The sequence below is a fragment of the Rhodococcus sp. NPDC079359 genome (genome assembly GCF_040702585.1).
Classification (GTDB): Bacteria; Actinomycetota; Actinomycetes; order Mycobacteriales; family Mycobacteriaceae; genus Rhodococcoides.
In genome coordinates this window covers 235,911-253,796 of the sequence record NZ_JBFBLH010000004.1, presented here as the reverse complement: position 1 = coordinate 253,796, position 17,886 = coordinate 235,911, and the positions used below count along the sequence as shown (strand labels likewise).

Below are 17,886 nucleotides of genomic sequence, written 5' to 3'. Positions count from 1 at the left end.
ACCGATACGATCGCACACAGCTATCTCCTGACTGCTATCACCGGAGACGAAATCAGAGAACTGATTGACGTCGACGAAAGTGAACTTCCCCTAGAAATGGGATCATATCCAGTCGCATTGGCCGACGTGCCGAAGTTCGCGCGGTACATCGAGGGCGATTTCAGGATCAGCTCCGATAATGAGTACTTCATCGGCCTGTTCACCGACTGAGGAAAAGCAGTCTGGCACCTGGAGGCCAGCTGTAACGCGACTGAAAACCGGCCCGAAATTCACGTGCTCGGGAACATGACTGTCGACATTCAGAATCTGTCATTCGGCACCTGACATCACAACGCGCCCTGACACGGTCCGGAGGTTCAGATGCAGGCCTCGGGCACTCTTCAACCCTGTTCCAATGTCGTCCGTGAGACTCACGTCGCGGCGACTCCGCCCTGGGCTCAACCGCATAGACGATGAAGCGCGGCAATCGCTCAGTTCCCGCGCAGCCCAGCCATTTCGCAATCCGCACACCCGGTTGGACACCCGAACTCCCACTTCTTCGCTAACGTCGGACCATGACGGACTCGAAGGCAGTCGACATCGACCATCTCACCCACTCGCTGCGCGACCGCAACATCGCCGGGGTGACCATCGGCTGGGTCGACAACAACGGCATCGTCCGATCACGCACCGTGCCCACCGCAGAATTGACGGCAGTCGCACGTCGCGGAGTGGGAATCACCGCGGTCTTCGCCGTATTCGATTCGCACGACGGGATCACGTTCGCCCACGATGGACTGTCGACCCCGTCCGGCGATGTGCGGTTGATTCCGGTGATCGACAACGCGTCGAGCGTAGTAGCGCTCGCCGGCCAATCGGGGCTTGCCTGGGTACACGGCCGGCAGCTCTCAGCAGACGGCTCTCCCTGGCCCTACGATCAACGCGCGGTTCTCGAGCGTCAGGTGCAGAAGGCGTCCGATGCCGGATTCGAGGTGCGGGCCGGATTCGAGATCGAGTTCGCGCTTACTCGCGAATCGGACGGCCTGTCCGCTCATCGCGGACCTGCCTACTCCGCGAACGCAGTACGTGATGTCGACGAATTCGTCGTGCTGCTGCTCAACGCGCTTGCCGCGAACAGTCTGAATATCGGCCAGATTCACGCCGAGTACGGCGCTTCCCAGATCGAGATCGCGCTCAGTCCACTCGATCCACTCGCCGCGGCCGATGCGCAGATCCTCGCGCGGCAGACCATCCACTCAGCGGCACGTGCTCTGGGTCTGCGGGCCAGCTTCGCTCCCTTGCCGTCGTCGAGCAGTGCAGGCAATGGTTGGCATCTGCACACGTCGCTGGTCCGCGACGGCCGGAACGCTCTGACCGGAGACGGAGAGCACGGATTGTCCGAGACCGGGCGGTCCTACATCGCCGGCCTGGTTCGAGAACTGCCGGGACTCACTGCCATCACGGCACCGAGTTCGGGATCGCTGCTGCGTCGTCGACCCGGCTACTGGGCCGGTGCCTTCGGGTTCTGGGGCGTCGAGAACCGTGAGGCTGCAGTGCGGCTCGTACCGTCGTCGCCGCTGCTCGGTCCGAATCACACAAACGTCGAGTTGAAAGCGTGCGATGCGTCCGCCAACCCGTATCTGGCGCTGGCCGTCACGATTGCGGCCGGCCTGTCGGGAGTAGCGGATTCGGCCCAGTTGCCGCCACCCGTTCAAGAGGATGTGGGCGGCTGGGACGACGCACGTCGTGAGGCCGCGGGTATCTCCCCACTCGCGACGACCCATACTCAGCAGCGGGAGAACCTGCTGTCATCCGAACTGGTCGCGAACGTGTTGGGCGAGGATCTTCTGGGAGCGTTCGTTGCGTGCCGGGACGCCGATGCCGCGTGGGCGGAGAGTCACACCGAGGACGAACTGCTCGAGTCGTTGCGCTGGATCTACTGAGATGCTGCGACGGTTCCCCGGCGCAGGTGCAATCGTCTCGTCACTCGATCGTGTTCTGCCGCAACCGGATCAACTCTGCGGACCGTTCTCGGCATCGGTAGCGTTGACCGCTGTTCTCGACGAAGACGCACCGGATGTCACGGCACTCGCGGTCGCATCGGGATCCGCGATCTGGCCGATCGAGGTCGAGTCGGCGCGTCCCCCTGGATCGCCCCGGACCACCGACGGGTGGGATGTACTGCCGAGGGCTGCATCGATCGATGCAGCCGGGACCACAGCAGCAGGTCTCGCGTCGGGCATCGAGACGGCGACCGACCACCGCGTTTCCGTTGTTCCGATCAGGGGACCCGGTGCCGGGAGACTGCGTCTGTTTCTTTCCCGCCTCGCGGACGCGCAGTTCCGATTCAGCCTGCTGGCGAATGTACATACTGCAGAGTTGACCGAATTCGATTGGAACGTAGGGCATTTCGTGACCGTCTGGGGATTCGACCCAGCCGAGGACGGAGTAGCGATTGCCGACACCTATCGAGAACTCGGAGACCCAACTATGCCACCCGGATGTAGGACCGTCTCCGCCGATGCTTTCGCGTCGGCGATGTCCGAACGCGGCCTGCTCATGATCGTCGAGAGCGATGATCACGATGCCGCACTGGCTCTGACCCGATCGCTCGATCTGCGACACGACGTGTGGTCGGTATGAAGCTCCGGGCCTGAGAAACACGAAATGGGCGTGGGTTCCTCGAAAGGAACCCACGCCCATCAGCGTGGTGTGGTGAAGCCCGAGGGCTTCAGATCACCAGGAGCTCTTGCGAACTCCGGGAAGCTCTCCGGCGTGTGCCATCTCGCGCACGCAGATACGGCAGAGGCCGAACTTGCGGAACACGGAATGGGGACGGCCGCAGCGGTTGCAGCGAGTGTATGCACGCACCGCGAACTTCGGCTTCTTGTTGGCCTTGTTGACCAATGCCTTCTTCGCCATGGACTCAGTTCTCCTTGAACGGGAAGCCGAGGTGCTTGAGCAGCGCGCGGCCTTCTTCGTTGTTGGTTGCGGTGGTTACTACGGTGATGTCCATGCCGCGCGGACGGTCGATCTTGTCCACGTCGATCTCGTGGAACATCGACTGCTCGTTGAGGCCGAACGTGTAGTTTCCGTTGCCGTCGAACTGCGTGCCCGAGAGGCCGCGGAAGTCCCTGATTCGGGGAAGGGCAATGGAGACCAGACGGTCGAGGAACTCCCACATGCGGTCGCCACGGAGGGTGACGCGTGCGCCGATGGGCATTCCTTCGCGCAGCTTGAACTGTGCGATGGACTTGCGAGCCTTGCGGATCTCCGGCTTCTGGCCGGTGATGGCAGCGAGGTCGGCAACTGCACCGTTGATCAGCTTGGCGTCACGGGCGGCGTCGCCGACACCCATGTTGACGACGACCTTGACGATGCCGGGGATCTGCATGACGTTCTCGTATGCAAATTCGGTGTTCAGGGCGTCTTTGATCTCGGCGCGGTAGCGCGCCTTGAGGCGGGGCTGTGCGCCCGCGATGTTTTCGGTGGTAGTCATCTCAGATGTCCTTCCCGTTCTTCCGGGAAACACGAACGCGCTTGCCGGTTTCATCGTCGGTCCGGTAGCCCACGCGAGTGGGGTTTCCGTCCGAGTCGACCACTGCGACGTTCGATACGTGGATCGGGGCTTCCTGGGTGACGATGCCACCCGAGGATGCGCCGCGCTGGTTGGCGGAGACCGCGGTGTGCTTCTTGATGCGGTTCACACCCTCGACCAGAACCTTGGAGTCAGCGGGGTAGGCCTGAATGACCTTGCCCTTGGCACCCTTGTCCTTGCCTGCGATCACGAGAACGGTGTCGCCCTTGTGCACCTTCATTTACAGCACCTCCGGGGCGAGCGAGACGATCTTCATGAACTTCTTCTCACGCAGCTCACGGCCGACCGGGCCGAAGATACGAGTTCCACGGGGATCGTTGTCGGGCTTGATCAGCACCGCAGCGTTCTCGTCGAAACGGATGTACGAGCCATCCGGACGGCGACGCTCCTTGATGGTGCGGACGATGACGGCCTTGACGACCTCACCCTTCTTGATGTTTCCACCGGGAATGGCGTCCTTCACCGTAGCTACGATGATGTCGCCGATTCCGGCGTAGCGACGTGACGAACCACCGAGAACGCGGATGCAAAGGATTTCCTTCGCGCCCGTGTTATCAGCGACGCGTACTCGCGACTCCTGCTGAATCACTAACTTCTCCTTGACCTGGATGTACGTACGTGCCGGATTTCCGTCCCGACACGCGCGGTCGGCTGCCGGGAACGGGCGCACGAAGGCACACCGCTGCCACAGGCAACCGGTCAAGTGTAGGGGAACGGGCCCTCGGGATCCAAATCGCCATCGCGCGAGCACCGACCGCCGCCTGCCGACCCGGAACTCTCGGTACGGTTTCGGGGATGGGACATCTTCGGATCAGCGGGGCGCGGCGATGACGTCGACGGGCGACGGCGGCCACTGGTGGTCGAGTCTGCCACTGGATCGGGTCGTCCGACTGCACGGTGCCACCGAGCGTGAACTCGCCGAGTCCGTGAACCCTCTGCCGTCGGACGCGCCCTCGATCGTGTTCTTCGCGGTCGATCCAGCGACGGCGAATCGTGCCGTCGATCTCGTCGATGCGGTGGTGGCAGAACTCGAGAACGCTGCAGTCGACTCGGTTCCGCTGTTGCTCACGGAATTCGACCATCAGGAAGACTCGTCGACGTTGCATCGGCGCGCTGCACGCGCCGCCGCTGTGCGGCTCGCCGGCGACACAGCGCACTTCGGTCCGTACGTCGGGGCCCTCGCAGATGCCGCAGTCGCGGGGCGGTCGCCGCGTCGAACCGCATTCACCGTCGAGACCCGAGCAGCAGGGTCGGCCCGAGTACTTGCCTCCGCTCAGCACAGAAGCACTGTTGCCCTCGTGTTGGTCGTGCCCGTCGGAACGGACGCCGGAGTCGTCGCGGGAGCAGCGGAATGGTTGTGCGCCCACGCCGGGGCAGGGGTCTGGGTGACGGGCGACGGGGCGTCGAGCGTGAACCGATTCCCGTCGGTCTCGGTACGTGCGCCGGAAGTACCCGACGGCGTCAGCACGGTCCTCGATCGATTCCGGCCGCTCAGCTATCCCCCGATCGCGGGTCACCCCCACCCGGCGAGCGAACCCGAGAAGCGTCTGTGCCGCGCGCTGGACGCCCATGACTGGGCCACCGGGCGTGAGCACAACCGCTCGATCCGGCTCGACGAGCTCAGCCGACCGTTCACGGTCGACGTACTGTGGCGCACCGAGAAGGTCGTGGTGGAAATCGACGGAAACGAGCACCGGGCAGTCGATCGGTTCGCCGAGGACCGCGTCCGTGACAACCAGCTGCAGACACACGGCTACATGGTGTTGCGCTTCACCAATGCTCAGGTGATCGACGATCCGCAACGTGTGGTCGCTACCATCCGCGAGGCAGTATCGAGAAGACGATCGAAGGGGGATCCTCGATGAGCACCGAAGACCTGAACGGGACGGAAGCGGCAGTGCTGCTCGTCCTGATGGCCGAGGCAAGTCCGGTCAAGAACTCCGAACTCAGAGCGATGGGACCCGAGCTCGCGAAGCCGTCCCGGGACAGGCTGAAGAATGCCGGTCTGATCGAGGTGAATGCATCCGTCCGACCGATGACTCTCGAACTGACCGACAAGGGTTGGCGCACCTGCGGCGAACTCATCGGCGGGGAGCCACCGGCCCGGTCGACGGGAGCAGGAAAGGCCATGTTCACCGTCTTGGCCGGGTTGCGTCGGTGGCTCGACCGCACCGACAGCCGTCCGGCAGACGTGTTCTCGCCCCGCGGAGACGAGGCTGCACCCGACGAATCTGCAATCGACGAGAAGGCCGTCGATTCCGATACCGTCGACATCGAAGCCTCGATTCGCGCGGCGTATGCCCGGATCGCGCGCGAACCCGGCAGCACCGTGCGACTCTCGCGCCTGCGAAACGAGTTGCGCGACATACCCAGAACCGATCTGGACGACGCCCTCGCGCGCCTGCGTCGTGCGGCGGATGTCTCGCTGATACCCGAAGAAAATCAGAAGACTCTGACCGACGAGGAACGCGCCGCGGCCGTCGTCGTCGGTAATCAGCAGAACCACCTTCTTTCGATCGAACCATGATGGGCGTTGAGTCGACGATGACGGACAACGAGCAGATCAGAGCTCTCGAATCGGTGCGGTTGAGCTGGGCACCGACCCCCGACGACGTGTGGCGTTCGCAGTCCAACGTGCATGTGCCGGGGATGCACGAACGAGTGTTCCTCGAAGTGATGAACGCATACGACGACGCGGACGCCTCCGACGACGCGAGTCCGCTCGGGGTCGTCGTGCGCGGCCCGGCCGGTTCGGGCAAGACGCATCTGCTCGGCCAGGTGCGCGAAGACGTGCAGCTCAAGGGCGGTTACTTCTTCCTGATCAGGTTGCTCGACGCTGCCGGATTCTGGCGCTCTACGCTGATGGGGATGCTCGACGACCTGATGCGTCCATCCGGCCGCGGATCGGACAGCCAGCTCGGGCTGTTGCTCCGACGCCTGTGCGAGATCGGCGAGATTCCCGACGATCAACGCGCAAAGATCATGGGCGAGAACATGATCGACGCGGACACGTTGAACGACTTCGTCACCGCGGTGTACAAGGTTCACCCCCGCCACCGCCGGACGTCGCAGCACACGCTGCGCGCACTCGTGCTGTCCATCGCCCCCGACTCGGCAGTTCAGGACCTGGGTGACGCATACCTGCAATCGATCGACGATGTCGATCCGGACGAGTTCTCGGCCTGGGGCATCCGCCGGGCCGAACTCGGCCATCAGGGCATCGCCGAGAACATCTCGCGTCTGCTCGCTATCACCGGTCCGACGATTCTCGCGATCGACCAGATCGACACACTCGTGGCGCAGTCTCGTACCGGATCGGACCAGGAGTTCGCCGACGCTCAGGAAGACAAGGTCGTCGAGCAGCTCGCGCACGGCTTGATGTCGTTACGCGAGACCCTCCCCCGCACCGCCTCGGTACTTTCTGCGCTGTCGAGTGCCTGGGAACTGATCGCCGCGCGCGGAGTCGCGCCGATGCGTGACCGCTTCCGAGTCACTCAGTCGCTCAAGCCGATTCCATCGTCGGACATCGGACGCCTCCTTCTCGGACGACGTCTGGCAGCGTGCTTCCTCGAAGCCGGGTTCACTCCGCCGCACCCCACGTGGCCGGTCGCGCCCGACGCGTTCGAGCAGGCCCCCGATTTCACTCCGCGCCAGCTGCTCATCGCCGTCGATCGCCACATCAGGCACTGCCTCGACGCCGGCGTCGCGTCGGAGTTGGAGAGCTTCACCGACCGGTCGGGTCCGGCCGATGCGCCGGATCTACCCACTGCGCGGGTCAACGAACTCGACGCGCTCGACGATCGCTACAAGCAACTTCGCGAGCAGGTCGACGTCTCGATTCCGCTCCGACCCGACAGCGAGGACTCGATCGTTCCCGCACTGCTGTCCGCGGGCCTGACCGCGTGGATTCACGAGCATCAGTCGTCCGACGACAGCCTGGCCCAGGATCCGCCGCCGAGCGGCAAGCCTGCGCTGCACGCTCGCCTGCGCCACACCGTCGACACCGATACCGACGACGAAGAGCACTGGTGCTTCCGCGCGGTCACGTCCGGTAATGCCCGCGCCGCGCTGGCCCGAGTGGAACGGGCAGTGACGACGGCTGGCCTGCGGATAGACATGCCGAGGCGTCGGCTGATCCTGATCAGAAACGATCCGTGGCCGAACGGCGCGAAAACCGAGCAGACAATCGCGGCCCTGCGCCGCGCCGGCGGCATCGTGGTGCCCTTCGGCGACGAGGACCGCAGGGCTCTGGCGGCGTTGTCGATCCTGTTGACCGAGAACTCCCCCGCACTCACGTCCTGGCTGCTCGCACGCAAGCCGGCGCACGATGTGGAATTGTTCCGGGCGGTGCTGCCCGCTGTCAGTGTCGTCGACGACGACACAGCCCTCATCGAACCCGAGACGCCGAGCGTCGCAGCGCAGCCCGCGGCGCCGCGGCGGCCGTCCATCGTGGTCGGTGCCGAACTCAGCACAGGTGCGGACGTCGCCGTTCCACTCGAAGCGTTGCGCAAGCACACTGCGATCTTCGCGGGCTCCGGTTCGGGCAAGACGGTGCTGATCCGTCGCCTGGTGGAAGAGTGTGCGCTGCAGGGAGTTTCGGCGATCGTACTCGACGTCAACAACGACCTGGCTCGGCTCGGCACCGCCTGGCCCGAGGACGAGAGGACGTGGCCACCGGGGGACGAAGCGAAGGCGACCGCGTATCTGCGCGACACCGACGTCGTGGTCTGGACGCCGCGCAAGTCCTCCGGTCGGCCGCTGAGCTTCCAGCCACTTCCGGACTTCGTCAGCGTCCTCGGCGACGCCGATGAGTTCGAGGCCTCCGTCGAGTCGGCACTGGCCTCACTCGAACCGGCTGCGGGAGTTCTGGGCACGTCACAGAAGGCCAAACACGGTCGGGCCGTGTTGAAGTCAGCGCTCGATCTGTTCGGTCGACGGCCGCAGGGCGGGGACCTGACCGCCTTCATCGACCTGTTGGAAGAGTTCCCCGAGGACGCCAGCGAGATGCGCGATGCGGTGCGCATCGCGGCCGGACTGGCCGAGAATCTCAAGGCCGCCGCCGCGAACGATCCGATGTTCGCGGGAGCGGGTACCCCGGTCGATCCGGCCGTTCTGCTCACTCCTGCCGAGGGCAAGAAGGCCAGGGTCTCGGTGATCAACCTCGCCGGCCTGACCACCGACGAGCAGAAGCAGAGCTTCGTCAACCAGCTGCAGATGGGTTTGTTCGCCTGGATCAAGAAGAACCCTGCGGGCGACCGGCCGCTGGGTGGGCTGTTCGTGATGGACGAGGCGCAGAACTTCGCGCCCTCGGACAGGACGACCGCTGCAACACACAGCACTCTCGCTCTGGCCTCGCAGGCACGCAAGTACGGACTCGGCCTGGTGTTCGCCACCCAGGCCCCGAAAGGTCTGCACAATCGAATCGCCGGCAATGCGTCCACTCAGTTCTACGGCCTGCTCAACAGTCCCTCGCAGGTCGAGGCAGCCAAAGAGATGGCGCGCGTGAAGGGTGGCTCGGTTCCCGACGTCGGACGCCTGCCCGCCGGTCAGTTCTACGCGGCCGTGGAGGGCGCAGAATTCCGTCGTACGGCCACTCCGCTGTGCCTGTCCTACCATCCGAAGAGTCCGCCGACCGAGGAAGAGGTCATCGAGCTGGCGCGCCAGTCCTGACGCCCTCGACAGTGGCACACTGGATTCGATGAAAACCCTCGCACGCGGGGAGAACTGCCCCGCTCCTGCCGGTCCCCTGACGGTGACACTCGCAGCGTCGACCTCGGTCGACGTCTCCGCGCTGCTTCTGGGGCCGGACGGGCGGGTCCGTTCGGACGCGGACCTGGTGTTCTACAACCAGCCATCCGCCCCCGGTGTCGAGTATCGCCGTGCATCGACCGGGCACCTGCTGATGTTCGACGCCACCGCCGTCCCCGCCGGCGTCGATACCGTGGCCGTTGCGGCGTCCCTCGACGGAACGGGGCCGGCCACGTTCGCGGCTGCGGGTCCGACGGCGGTGACGGTGTCCGATGCGTCGGACACAGCCCTGGTGGCATTCACTGCCGATGCACTCGGAGACGAGAGCGCGCTGGTGTGTCTCGAGTTCTACCGCCGCGGCGAGCAGTGGAAGATCCGTGCCGTCGGCCAGGGCTTTGCCGATGGTCTGGCGGGGTTGGCCACGGCGTTCGGGATCAGTGTCGAAGACGACGAGCCGACGCCCGACACCCCCGACGAGCCATCAGCAGACGCCGCCGCGCCACCCGTGAATTCACCCGTCCCTAGAGGAGTCCTGGCCATGAGAAGTGAACTGTTCACGCCCGCCCACGCCGAGGTTCCCGGCTCGGGCATTCAGAAGCAGGGCAGCAAGATGTGCCGAATCGGGATGAACGGTGACGTGATGGCCCGGGCCGGTTCGATGGTCGCGTACCAGGGCGATCTACGGTTCGAGGCGAAGGGCTCGGGTGGTATCGGCCGGGCGCTCAAGCAGGCGCTCTCGGGCGAGGGTGTCCCTCTGATGAAAGTCACGGGCCGGGGCGATCTCTTTCTCGCCAACGCAGCTCAGGACGTCCATCTGATCGACCTGGACGGGTCCGACGGTCTGACCATCAACGGTGCCAACGTGCTGGCTTTCGAGTCCACGCTGAGCTACGACGTCAAGCGTGTGCAGGGTGCTGCGGCAGGCGGTAACGCGGGCTTCTTCAACTGTGTGTTCACCGGGCGCGGACGGATCGCCATCACCACGGACGGGATTCCGGTGGTGCTGAACGTCGATCAGCCCACCTTCGCCGATCCGCAGGCTGCGGTTGCGTGGTCGTCCTCGTTGCAGACGAGAGTCAAGAAGAACGATTCGTTCGGTCTCGGCACGCTGATCGGGCGGTCGACCGGTGAGCGGTTCACCCTCGAGTTCGCCGGCCAAGGGTTTGTCGTCGTACAGCCGTCGGAGCAGCCGCCGGGCGGGATGATCGGTGGCAGTGGCAGTGGTGAGCAGGCCGGTGTGGGCGGCGCGCTCGGCGGCTTGTTGGGCAGATAGGCCGCGCGGCCGGAACACAGAAATGCCCGCTCCCAGGAAGGGAGCGGGCATTTGTGTGCAGGTACTACTTGGCCTTTTCGAGAACCTCGACCAGTCGCCAGTGCTTCGTGGCGGACAGCGGACGGGTCTCCATAAGCTGAACGCGATCGCCTACGCCGGCGTCGCCCTTCTCGTCATGTGCCTTGACCTTGGTGGTGCGACGGATGATCTTGCTGTATAGGGGGTGCTTGACCCTGTCCTCGAGCTCGACCACGATCGTCTTTTCCATCTTGTCGGATACGACGTAGCCGATCCGAACCTTACGGTTGTTGCGCTCTTCAGTCACAGTGTTTTCCTCGCTCATGCTGCGTCACCTGCTGTGTCCTCGGAAGGACCAGAGGCCAAGCCGAGCTCACGTTCACGAAGCACCGTGTAGATACGCGCGATTTCGTGGCGCACCACGCGCAGTCGACGGTTGTTGTCCAACTGGCCGGTAGCCATCTGGAAACGAAGGTTGAACAGCTCTTCCTTCGACTCACGCAGCTTGGTGACCAGCTCTTCACCGGTGAGCTCGCGGAGCTCTGCGGCTGGGGTTCCGGTAGCCATCAGAACTGCTCCTCCCTGGTGATGATGCGTGCCTTGATGGGCAGCTTGTGGATGGCGCGAGTCAGTGCCTCACGCGCGATGGTCTCGTCGGGGTACGACAGCTCGAAGAGCACACGACCCGGCTTGACGTTGGCGATCCACCACTCGGGCGAACCCTTACCGGAACCCATGCGGGTCTCGGCAGGCTTCTTGGTGAGCGGGCGGTCCGGGAAGATGTTGATCCAGACCTTGCCGCCACGCTTGATGTGGCGAGTGATCGCGATACGAGCGGACTCGATCTGACGGTTGGTGATGTAGGCGGGCTCGAGAGCCTGGATGCCGTAGTCACCGAATGTCACCTGAGTTCCGCCCTTGGCGGCACCCGAACGCTTCGGGTGGTGCTGCTTGCGGTGCTTGACCCGGCGGGGGATCAACATGCGTCAGCCCTCCTGAGTGGGCTCGGTCGAGGCCGGAGCCTCGGTTGCGGATGCCGCGCGGCCGGCCTCGGTGCTGGTCGCCGTGGTGCCCGAGGCACCGCTGCGACGCGGACGAGTGGGACGCTCACGACGGGGACGGTCTGCACCGGCGGCCGGAGCCGCAGCGGCAGCGAGTTCACGCCGTCCGCCGACGATGTCGCCCTTGTAGATCCAGACCTTCACGCCGATGCGGCCGAAGGTGGTCTTGGCCTCGTACAGTCCGTAGTCGATGTCGGCACGGAGCGTGTGCAGGGGAACGCGTCCCTCGCGGTAGAACTCCGAGCGCGACATTTCGGCGCCACCGAGACGGCCGGAGCACTGAACACGAATGCCCTTGACGTTCGGCTGACGCATGGCCGACTGGATGGCCTTACGCATTGCGCGACGGAATGCGACGCGGTTGCTGAGCTGCTCGGCAACACCCTGGGCCACGAGCTGAGCCTCGGACTCGGCGTTCTTGACCTCGAGGATGTTGAGCTGAACCTGCTTGCCGGTCAGCTTCTCGAGAGCTCCGCGGATGCGGTCGGCCTCGGCGCCACGACGACCGATGACGATGCCCGGACGTGCCGTGTGGATGTCCACGCGAACACGGTCACGGGTGCGCTCGATCTCGACCTTCGCGATGCCTGCGCGCTCCATGCCGGTGGCAAGAAGCTTGCGGATCTCGACGTCTTCCTTGACGTACTCCGAGTACTGCTTGTCTGCGTACCAGCGCGACTTCCAGTCAGTGGTGATACCCAAGCGGAAGCCGTGCGGGTTGATTTTCTGACCCACTACTGAGCCCCTTCCTTGGACGCCTGGCCCTTACGACGGTTGCGAGACGTTCCGCCGGTCTTGGGCAGGCTTTCGACGATCACCGTGATGTGGCTGGTGCGCTTGCGGATCCGGAATGCCCGGCCCTGAGCGCGCGGCTGGAATCGCTTGAGGGTTGCACCCTCGTCGACGAATGCAGTGGCGACGATCAGTGTGCTGGGATCGAGATCCAGGTTGTTCTCGGCGTTGGCCGCTGCGGAGGCGATCACCTTGGCGACCGGCTCGCTCGCTGCCTGCGGCGCGAACTTGAGGATGTTGAGCGCGTCCTCGACGGAGCGCCCGCGAACCAGATCCACGACGCGACGTGCCTTCATCGGCGTGACGCGAACGTGCTTCGCTACGGCCTTGGCAGTCGGATTGGCGGTGGGGGTGAAGTTGGTCATCGCCTCTTCGCCTTCCGGTCGTCCTTGATGTGACCCTTGAACGTGCGGGTCGGTGCGAATTCCCCGAGCTTGTGGCCGACCATGGAGTCGGACACGAACACCGGCACGTGCTTGCGACCGTCGTGGACGGCGAAAGTGTGACCGATGAAGTCGGGCAGGATTGTCGATCGACGGGACCAGGTCTTGATGACCTGCTTGGTTCCCTTGTCGTTCTGGACGTCAACCTTCGCGAGGAGGTGATCGTCTACGAACGGGCCTTTCTTCAGGCTGCGTGGCATTCTGAACTCCCTCCTAGCGCTTGTTCTTGCCGGTACGACGACGACGGACAATCAGCTTGTCGCTCGCCTTGTTCTTGCGGGTACGGCCTTCCGGCTGTCCCCAGGGGCTGACCGGGTGGCGTCCACCGGAGGTCTTGCCCTCGCCGCCACCGTGCGGGTGGTCGACCGGGTTCATCACGACACCACGAACGGTCGGGCGCTTGCCCTTCCAGCGCATGCGGCCGGCCTTGCCCCAGTTGATGTTCGACTGCTCGGCGTTGCCGACCTCGCCGACGGTTGCGCGGCAGCGCACGTCGACGCGACGGATTTCACCGGACGGCATACGCAGCGTGGCGTAGGGGCCTTCCTTACCGAGGAGCTGGATGCTCGCTCCGGCGGAGCGGGCCATCTTGGCGCCACCACCCGGACGGAGCTCGACCGCGTGGATGGTCGTACCCGTCGGGATGTTGCGCAGGGGCAGGTTGTTGCCGGGCTTGATGTCGGCATTGGCACCCTGCTCGATCGGCGAGCCCTGGGCGATGCCCTTGGGTGCGACGATGTAGCGCTTCTCGCCGTCTGCGAAGTGCAGCAGTGCGATGTTCGCGGTGCGGTTGGGGTCGTACTCGATGTGAGCGACCTTGGCCGGCACGCCGTCCTTGTCGTTACGACGGAAATCGATGAGACGGTACGCACGCTTGTGACCGCCACCCTTGTGCCGGGTGGTGATACGACCGTGTGCGTTACGTCCACCGCGACCGTGCAGCGGGCGGATCAGCGACTTCTCGGGGGTCGAACGCGTGATCTCAGCGAAATCGGAAACGCTGGAGCCACGACGGCCCGGGGTTGTCGGCTTGTATTTACGGATTGCCATGAGTCTTCTCGTCCTCTATATCCGAAGAGTCCCAGTCGCTTACGCGACCGGACCTCCGAAGATCTCGATGGGCTTGCTGTCGGCGGAGAGCGTTACGAGCGCGCGCTTGGTGTCCTTGCGCTTGCCGTAACCGAACCGGGTCCGCTTACGCTTGCCCTGACGGTTCATCGTGTTGACGCTGGTCACGGTGACGTCGAAGATCTTCTCGACGGCAATCTTGATCTGCGTCTTGTTCGAGTCCGGGTGCACCAGGAACGTGTAGGTGCCTTCTTCGATCAGTCCGTAGGACTTCTCGGAGATGACCGGTGCCAGCAAGATGTCGCGGGGATCGGCGATCGTGGTCACTTGCTTGCCTCCTCGTTCTTTGCAGGCCCAGCGATGAAGGTGTTCAGCGCTTCCACGCTGAAAACGACATCATCGGCGTTGAGCACGTCGTAGGTGTTGAGCTGGTCGGGTGCGATGGGATGCACGCCGTCCAGGTTCTGAACGCTCTTCCAGGCTGCGATGTCCTCGCGGCCGACGACGAGCAGGACCTTCTTGCGGTCCGAGATCTCGGCGAGGAACGTCTTCGCACCCTTGGTGGACGGAACCTGTCCGGCAACCAGTTCGGTGATGACGTGCAGACGCTCGCTGCGGGCCCGATCCGAGAGGGCTCCGCGCAATGCGGCGGCCTTCATCTTCTTGGGGGTCCGCTGGCTGTAGTCGCGCGGCTGCGGTCCGTGGACCGTGCCACCGCCGACGAACTGAGGAGCGCGGGTCGAGCCCTGACGGGCGCGGCCGGTGCCCTTCTGCCGGTACGGCTTCTTGCCGCCGCCGCGAACCTCGCCACGAGTCTTCGTGGAGTGGGTTCCCTGACGAGCAGCTGCCAGCTGTGCGATGACGACCTGGTGCAGCAGCGCGATGTTCGCCGGAGCGTCGAAGATCTCCGCGGGGAGATCGACGGTGCCGTTGGTCTTGCCGCCGGCTTCCTTGACATCGAGCGTCAGCTTGGTCTCGGTGTTCTTCTCGAGGCTGGTCATGCCCGTGCACCACCCTTCAATGCAGACTTGACGATCACGACGTTGCCGCGACGGCCCGGGATCGCTCCCTTGATCAGCAGCAGACCGTTCTCGCTGTCCACCTTGTGGACCGAGAGGTTCTGCGTCGTGACGCGGTCGCCACCCATACGTCCGGACATGCGCATTCCCTTGAAGACGCGACCGGGCGTTGCGCAGCCACCGATGGATCCGGGACGACGGTGCACGGCCTGTGCGCCGTGGCTCGCGCCCTGACCCTTGAAGCCGTGACGCTTCATGGTTCCGGCGAAGCCCTTGCCCTTGCTGGTGCCGGTGACGTCGACGTATGCGCCGTCCTCGAACACTGCAGCGGTGAGCTCCTGGCCGACCTCGAACTGCGAGGCGTCGGCAACGCGAATCTCCACGATGTGGCGACGCGGCGTGACACCTGCCTTCTCGAACTGGCCGGTGGTGGGCTTGTTCACCTTGCGCGGGTCGATCGCACCGAATGCGACCTGGACGGCGCTGTAGCCGTCACGTTCCTGGGTGCGGATCTGGGTGACCACGTTGGGGCCTGCCTTGATCACGGTCACCGGAACGACGCGGTTGTTCTCGTCGAAGACCTGGGTCATTCCGAGCTTGGTGCCCAGAATTCCTGTTGCAGGCCGGTTCTTGTTATCAGTCATCGTTGTCTCCGCGCTCACTGGATGTTGACGTCGACACTGGCCGGGAGGTCGATGCGCATGAGCGCGTCCACCGTCTTCGGTGTCGGGTCGAGGATGTCAATGAGCCGCTTGTGAGTACGCATCTCGAAGTGTTCGCGCGAGTCCTTGTACTTGTGCGGCGAACGGATGACGCAGTACACGTTCTTCTCTGTCGGCAACGGCACCGGTCCGACGACGCGGGCACCCGTACGGGTGACCGTTTCGACGATCTTGCGCGCTGACGCGTCGATCGCCTCATGGTCGTAGGCCTTGAGCCTGATGCGGATCTTTTGTCCCGCCACGCTTAGTGTCCTTTTCTTGCCGCTTGGTCGTAGAACGGGCCGTTCGGCCTGCTCCACCTCGTCTGCACAGTCCCCGAGCCGTGGGAAACCCACCGACTCGAACTGCCTTCGTGCACACACGACAGTGAAAAACGTTGACGACCAGGCGTGACCTGATTCCGTTGCCGCTCTTCATCTGTCATGGTTCTCCGGTCCACGCGGTCGGGCGTGTCGCGATTCCGCTCATTCTTCTGGTCTGAAACTTTCGCTTCAACCATCCGAATCCAACGAAATCCGCACCGATCGAGCTGGTGTTCCGGACGCGCTCACGTGGAGCGCTGGTCTCATGTTCTTGCTCAGTCGGCTTTTCGGCCGACTCACCTGTGCCAGGCCGCACGCATGCGCGTCCCGTGTCCAGGCAACCCGACCAGTATGCCGCAGACCGGGCATCAGATCAACTCGGGGCCGATCGATCGTCACCGCGCTACCTTACCGAGCAGTAAGGTAGCCATGACCGCCGTCGAGAACACCACCGGCGCGACCTATCGCGCCTGGTCGAAGCTACCCAACAACGGTATCGGCTCCACCCTCTTCTCTGTCGGCATGTGCCTACGGGTTCCGTACTTCGCATCCGTACTGCCCCGTGTCGTCGCGCTCGAGCCGGGGCGCTGCGAGGTCACTGCCCCCAAGTGGTTCGGCATTCGAAACCACCTGGGCACCTTCCACGCCGTCGCGGCCTGCAACCTCGCCGAGGTCGCGATGGGCATGCTCGCCGAGGCAACCGTCCCCACCTCGCACCGATGGATCCCCAAATCGATGACGGTCCAGTATCTGACGAAGGCCACCACATCACTGCGCGCGGTCGCCGCACTCGACGAGCTCCCCGACTTCGGGACGGTCACCGATGGCATCGACATCGTCGTGCCGGTCGCGATCCGAGACACAGCCGGCGTGGAGGTGGTGCACGCGGACATCACCATCTGGGTCTCTGCCGCATCTCGTTGACATACTCGACCGATGAACTCGGTGACGCGGTCGGAGCCCGACAACTCCGTGATTGTGGTCGGAGGTTCGGGAGCTGTCGGACGTCTGATGGTCGACCTGCTGCGCGGAGACGGCGCTTCGGTCACCGTCGTCGACATCCACGACGGTCCCGACGCCTTTCCCGTCACGGTCGGTAACATCACTGCGCCCGACGAACAGCTCGCAGCGGTGCTGGCACGTGCGGCGACGGTCATTCTGGCGGTGCCCGAATCCGTGGCGCTGGCGGCGGACCTGTCTGCTCTGCGGCCCGACGCTCTGCTGGTGGAGACCCTGTCGGTCAAGTCCGGCTTCTCGCGCCATGTGCAGGGCGCACGTCCGATCGGTGCCGCGGTGGGAATCAATCCCATGTTCGCCCCGTCGCTCGGAATGACCGGACGCCCCGTCGCCGCCGTCGTGCACCGACCCGGCCCGCCGGTGGATCTCTTCATCGAGGGAATTTCGCGGTGGGGCGGTCGAGTAGTGCTCCTCGACGCTGCACGCCATGATCGCCTCGCCGCCGCGACGCAGGCGCTGACACACGCCAGTGTGCTGGCGTTCGGCTTGGCTCTGGCCGAACTGGACCTTCCGTTCGTCGACATCGACGCCGTTGCGCCTCCCCCACACGCAACGATGCTCGCGGTGCTGGCGCGCATCACCGGCGGTGAACCCGAGGTCTACTGGGACGTACAGGCAGGCAATCCGCACGCCGCCGATGCCAGGGCGGCGCTGCATCGAGCGACGCAGACGGTGAGCGAGACCGTCGATTCCGGCTCCGAGACCGACTTCGCTCGCCTGTTGACGCAGGCCGAAGCCGCTCTGGGCGGGAACGGCAATCGGTATCGAGCATTGTGTGCGGAGATGTTCGGTATCGTTCGAGGCAGCGGCGGTAACCGATAGCCGCAGTCGGACGAGCGGAAAGCG

The 17,886-nt window shown here is 64.5% G+C and carries 23 protein-coding genes; 8 read left to right on the top strand and 15 right to left on the bottom strand.

Annotation, left to right across the window (positions count from 1 at the left end; all coding sequences use genetic code 11):
- Positions 1-554: 554 nt before the first annotated feature.
- Positions 555-1,922 carry a glutamine synthetase family protein gene (locus AB0362_RS12230; protein ID WP_317532225.1) on the top strand — a complete coding sequence of 456 codons (1,368 nt, stop codon included), beginning with the start codon at positions 555-557 and terminating at the stop codon, positions 1,920-1,922.
- Between the two features lies 1 nt (position 1,923).
- A complete protein-coding gene (locus AB0362_RS12225) occupies positions 1,924-2,622 on the top strand; it encodes a hypothetical protein (RefSeq protein WP_317532224.1) in 699 nt (232 codons plus the stop codon).
- Positions 2,623-2,715: 93 nt separating this feature from the next.
- Here the strand turns inward: AB0362_RS12225 and AB0362_RS12220 are convergent, their stop codons facing one another.
- Genes AB0362_RS12220 through rplN form a run of 4 tightly spaced genes read right to left on the bottom strand, consistent with a single transcriptional unit; the run spans position 2,716 to position 4,166 of the window.
- Positions 2,716-2,901, bottom strand: a complete 186-nt coding sequence (locus tag AB0362_RS12220) for a type Z 30S ribosomal protein S14 (RefSeq protein ID WP_008718273.1) — start codon at positions 2,899-2,901, stop codon at positions 2,716-2,718.
- Positions 2,902-2,905: 4 nt separating this feature from the next.
- Positions 2,906-3,478, bottom strand: a complete 573-nt coding sequence (gene rplE / locus AB0362_RS12215) for a 50S ribosomal protein L5 (protein ID WP_300518520.1) — start codon at positions 3,476-3,478, stop codon at positions 2,906-2,908.
- A 1-nt stretch (position 3,479) separates the two neighbouring features.
- A complete protein-coding gene (gene rplX / locus AB0362_RS12210; RefSeq protein ID WP_317532223.1) occupies positions 3,480-3,797 on the bottom strand; it encodes a 50S ribosomal protein L24 in 318 nt (105 codons plus the stop codon).
- Positions 3,798-4,166 carry a 50S ribosomal protein L14 gene (gene rplN / locus AB0362_RS12205; RefSeq protein ID WP_032397538.1) on the bottom strand — a complete coding sequence of 123 codons (369 nt, stop codon included), beginning with the start codon at positions 4,164-4,166 and terminating at the stop codon, positions 3,798-3,800.
- Between the two features lie 238 nt (positions 4,167-4,404).
- On the opposite strand from rplN, the gene AB0362_RS12200 reads away from it, so the two are divergent.
- The 4 genes from AB0362_RS12200 to AB0362_RS12185 are packed head-to-tail and all read left to right on the top strand — an operon-like array spanning position 4,405 to position 10,598.
- Complete coding sequence (locus tag AB0362_RS12200) at positions 4,405-5,442, top strand: DUF559 domain-containing protein (RefSeq protein WP_317532222.1); 1,038 nt, start codon at positions 4,405-4,407, stop codon at positions 5,440-5,442.
- Positions 5,439-6,104, top strand: coding sequence for a hypothetical protein (locus AB0362_RS12195; protein ID WP_317532221.1), 666 nt, complete (start codon positions 5,439-5,441; stop codon positions 6,102-6,104). The genes AB0362_RS12200 and AB0362_RS12195 overlap by 4 nt, the downstream gene beginning before the upstream one ends.
- Positions 6,105-6,121: 17 nt before the next feature.
- A complete protein-coding gene (locus AB0362_RS12190) occupies positions 6,122-9,247 on the top strand; it encodes an ATP-binding protein (protein ID WP_317808809.1) in 3,126 nt (1,041 codons plus the stop codon).
- 28 nt (positions 9,248-9,275) lie between these two features.
- On the top strand, positions 9,276-10,598 hold the full coding sequence (locus tag AB0362_RS12185) for an AIM24 family protein (RefSeq protein ID WP_317808708.1): 1,323 nt from the start codon (positions 9,276-9,278) through the stop codon (positions 10,596-10,598).
- A gap of 64 nt (positions 10,599-10,662) precedes the next feature.
- Here AB0362_RS12185 and rpsQ read toward each other — a convergent pair whose 3' ends face one another.
- The 11 genes from rpsQ to rpsJ are packed head-to-tail and all read right to left on the bottom strand — an operon-like array spanning position 10,663 to position 15,963.
- Positions 10,663-10,941: a 30S ribosomal protein S17 gene (gene rpsQ / locus AB0362_RS12180; protein ID WP_032376635.1), complete on the bottom strand. Its 279-nt coding sequence runs from the start codon at positions 10,939-10,941 to the stop codon at positions 10,663-10,665.
- Positions 10,938-11,183, bottom strand: a complete 246-nt coding sequence (gene rpmC / locus AB0362_RS12175; RefSeq protein ID WP_032376634.1) for a 50S ribosomal protein L29 — start codon at positions 11,181-11,183, stop codon at positions 10,938-10,940. Before rpmC ends, rpsQ begins: the two co-directional genes overlap by 4 nt.
- Positions 11,183-11,599: a 50S ribosomal protein L16 gene (gene rplP / locus AB0362_RS12170; RefSeq protein WP_027496313.1), complete on the bottom strand. Its 417-nt coding sequence runs from the start codon at positions 11,597-11,599 to the stop codon at positions 11,183-11,185. The genes rpmC and rplP overlap by 1 nt, the downstream gene beginning before the upstream one ends.
- 3 nt (positions 11,600-11,602) lie before the next feature.
- Positions 11,603-12,412 (bottom strand): 30S ribosomal protein S3, encoded by an 810-nt coding sequence (gene rpsC, locus AB0362_RS12165; protein ID WP_027496312.1) that lies wholly within the window; start codon positions 12,410-12,412, stop codon positions 11,603-11,605.
- Positions 12,412-12,834, bottom strand: a complete 423-nt coding sequence (rplV, locus tag AB0362_RS12160; RefSeq protein WP_037188319.1) for a 50S ribosomal protein L22 — start codon at positions 12,832-12,834, stop codon at positions 12,412-12,414. The genes rpsC and rplV overlap by 1 nt, the downstream gene beginning before the upstream one ends.
- Entirely contained in the window at positions 12,831-13,112 is a 282-nt protein-coding gene (gene rpsS, locus AB0362_RS12155; RefSeq protein WP_008718309.1) for a 30S ribosomal protein S19, read from the bottom strand. The genes rplV and rpsS overlap by 4 nt, the downstream gene beginning before the upstream one ends.
- Positions 13,113-13,125: 13 nt before the next feature.
- Positions 13,126-13,962: a 50S ribosomal protein L2 gene (rplB, locus tag AB0362_RS12150; RefSeq protein ID WP_008718311.1), complete on the bottom strand. Its 837-nt coding sequence runs from the start codon at positions 13,960-13,962 to the stop codon at positions 13,126-13,128.
- 39 nt (positions 13,963-14,001) lie between these two features.
- Positions 14,002-14,307: a 50S ribosomal protein L23 gene (gene rplW, locus AB0362_RS12145; RefSeq protein ID WP_027496310.1), complete on the bottom strand. Its 306-nt coding sequence runs from the start codon at positions 14,305-14,307 to the stop codon at positions 14,002-14,004.
- Complete coding sequence (gene rplD, locus AB0362_RS12140) at positions 14,304-14,981, bottom strand: 50S ribosomal protein L4 (protein WP_008718317.1); 678 nt, start codon at positions 14,979-14,981, stop codon at positions 14,304-14,306. The genes rplW and rplD overlap by 4 nt, the downstream gene beginning before the upstream one ends.
- On the bottom strand, positions 14,978-15,643 hold the full coding sequence (gene rplC, locus AB0362_RS12135; protein WP_027496309.1) for a 50S ribosomal protein L3: 666 nt from the start codon (positions 15,641-15,643) through the stop codon (positions 14,978-14,980). Before rplC ends, rplD begins: the two co-directional genes overlap by 4 nt.
- A 14-nt stretch (positions 15,644-15,657) precedes the next feature.
- Positions 15,658-15,963, bottom strand: a complete 306-nt coding sequence (gene rpsJ, locus AB0362_RS12130; RefSeq protein ID WP_003938093.1) for a 30S ribosomal protein S10 — start codon at positions 15,961-15,963, stop codon at positions 15,658-15,660.
- 489 nt (positions 15,964-16,452) lie between these two features.
- Between rpsJ and AB0362_RS12125 the strand changes: the two genes are divergently transcribed.
- Both AB0362_RS12125 and AB0362_RS12120 read left to right on the top strand, forming a co-directional pair.
- The gene (locus AB0362_RS12125) at positions 16,453-16,947 is read left to right on the top strand and encodes a hotdog fold domain-containing protein (protein WP_317532219.1); all 495 of its coding nucleotides are present in this window, start codon (positions 16,453-16,455) and stop codon (positions 16,945-16,947) included.
- Positions 16,948-16,959: 12 nt separating this feature from the next.
- Entirely contained in the window at positions 16,960-17,862 is a 903-nt protein-coding gene (locus AB0362_RS12120; RefSeq protein ID WP_317532218.1) for a prephenate dehydrogenase dimerization domain-containing protein, read from the top strand.
- Positions 17,863-17,886 lie beyond the last annotated feature (24 nt).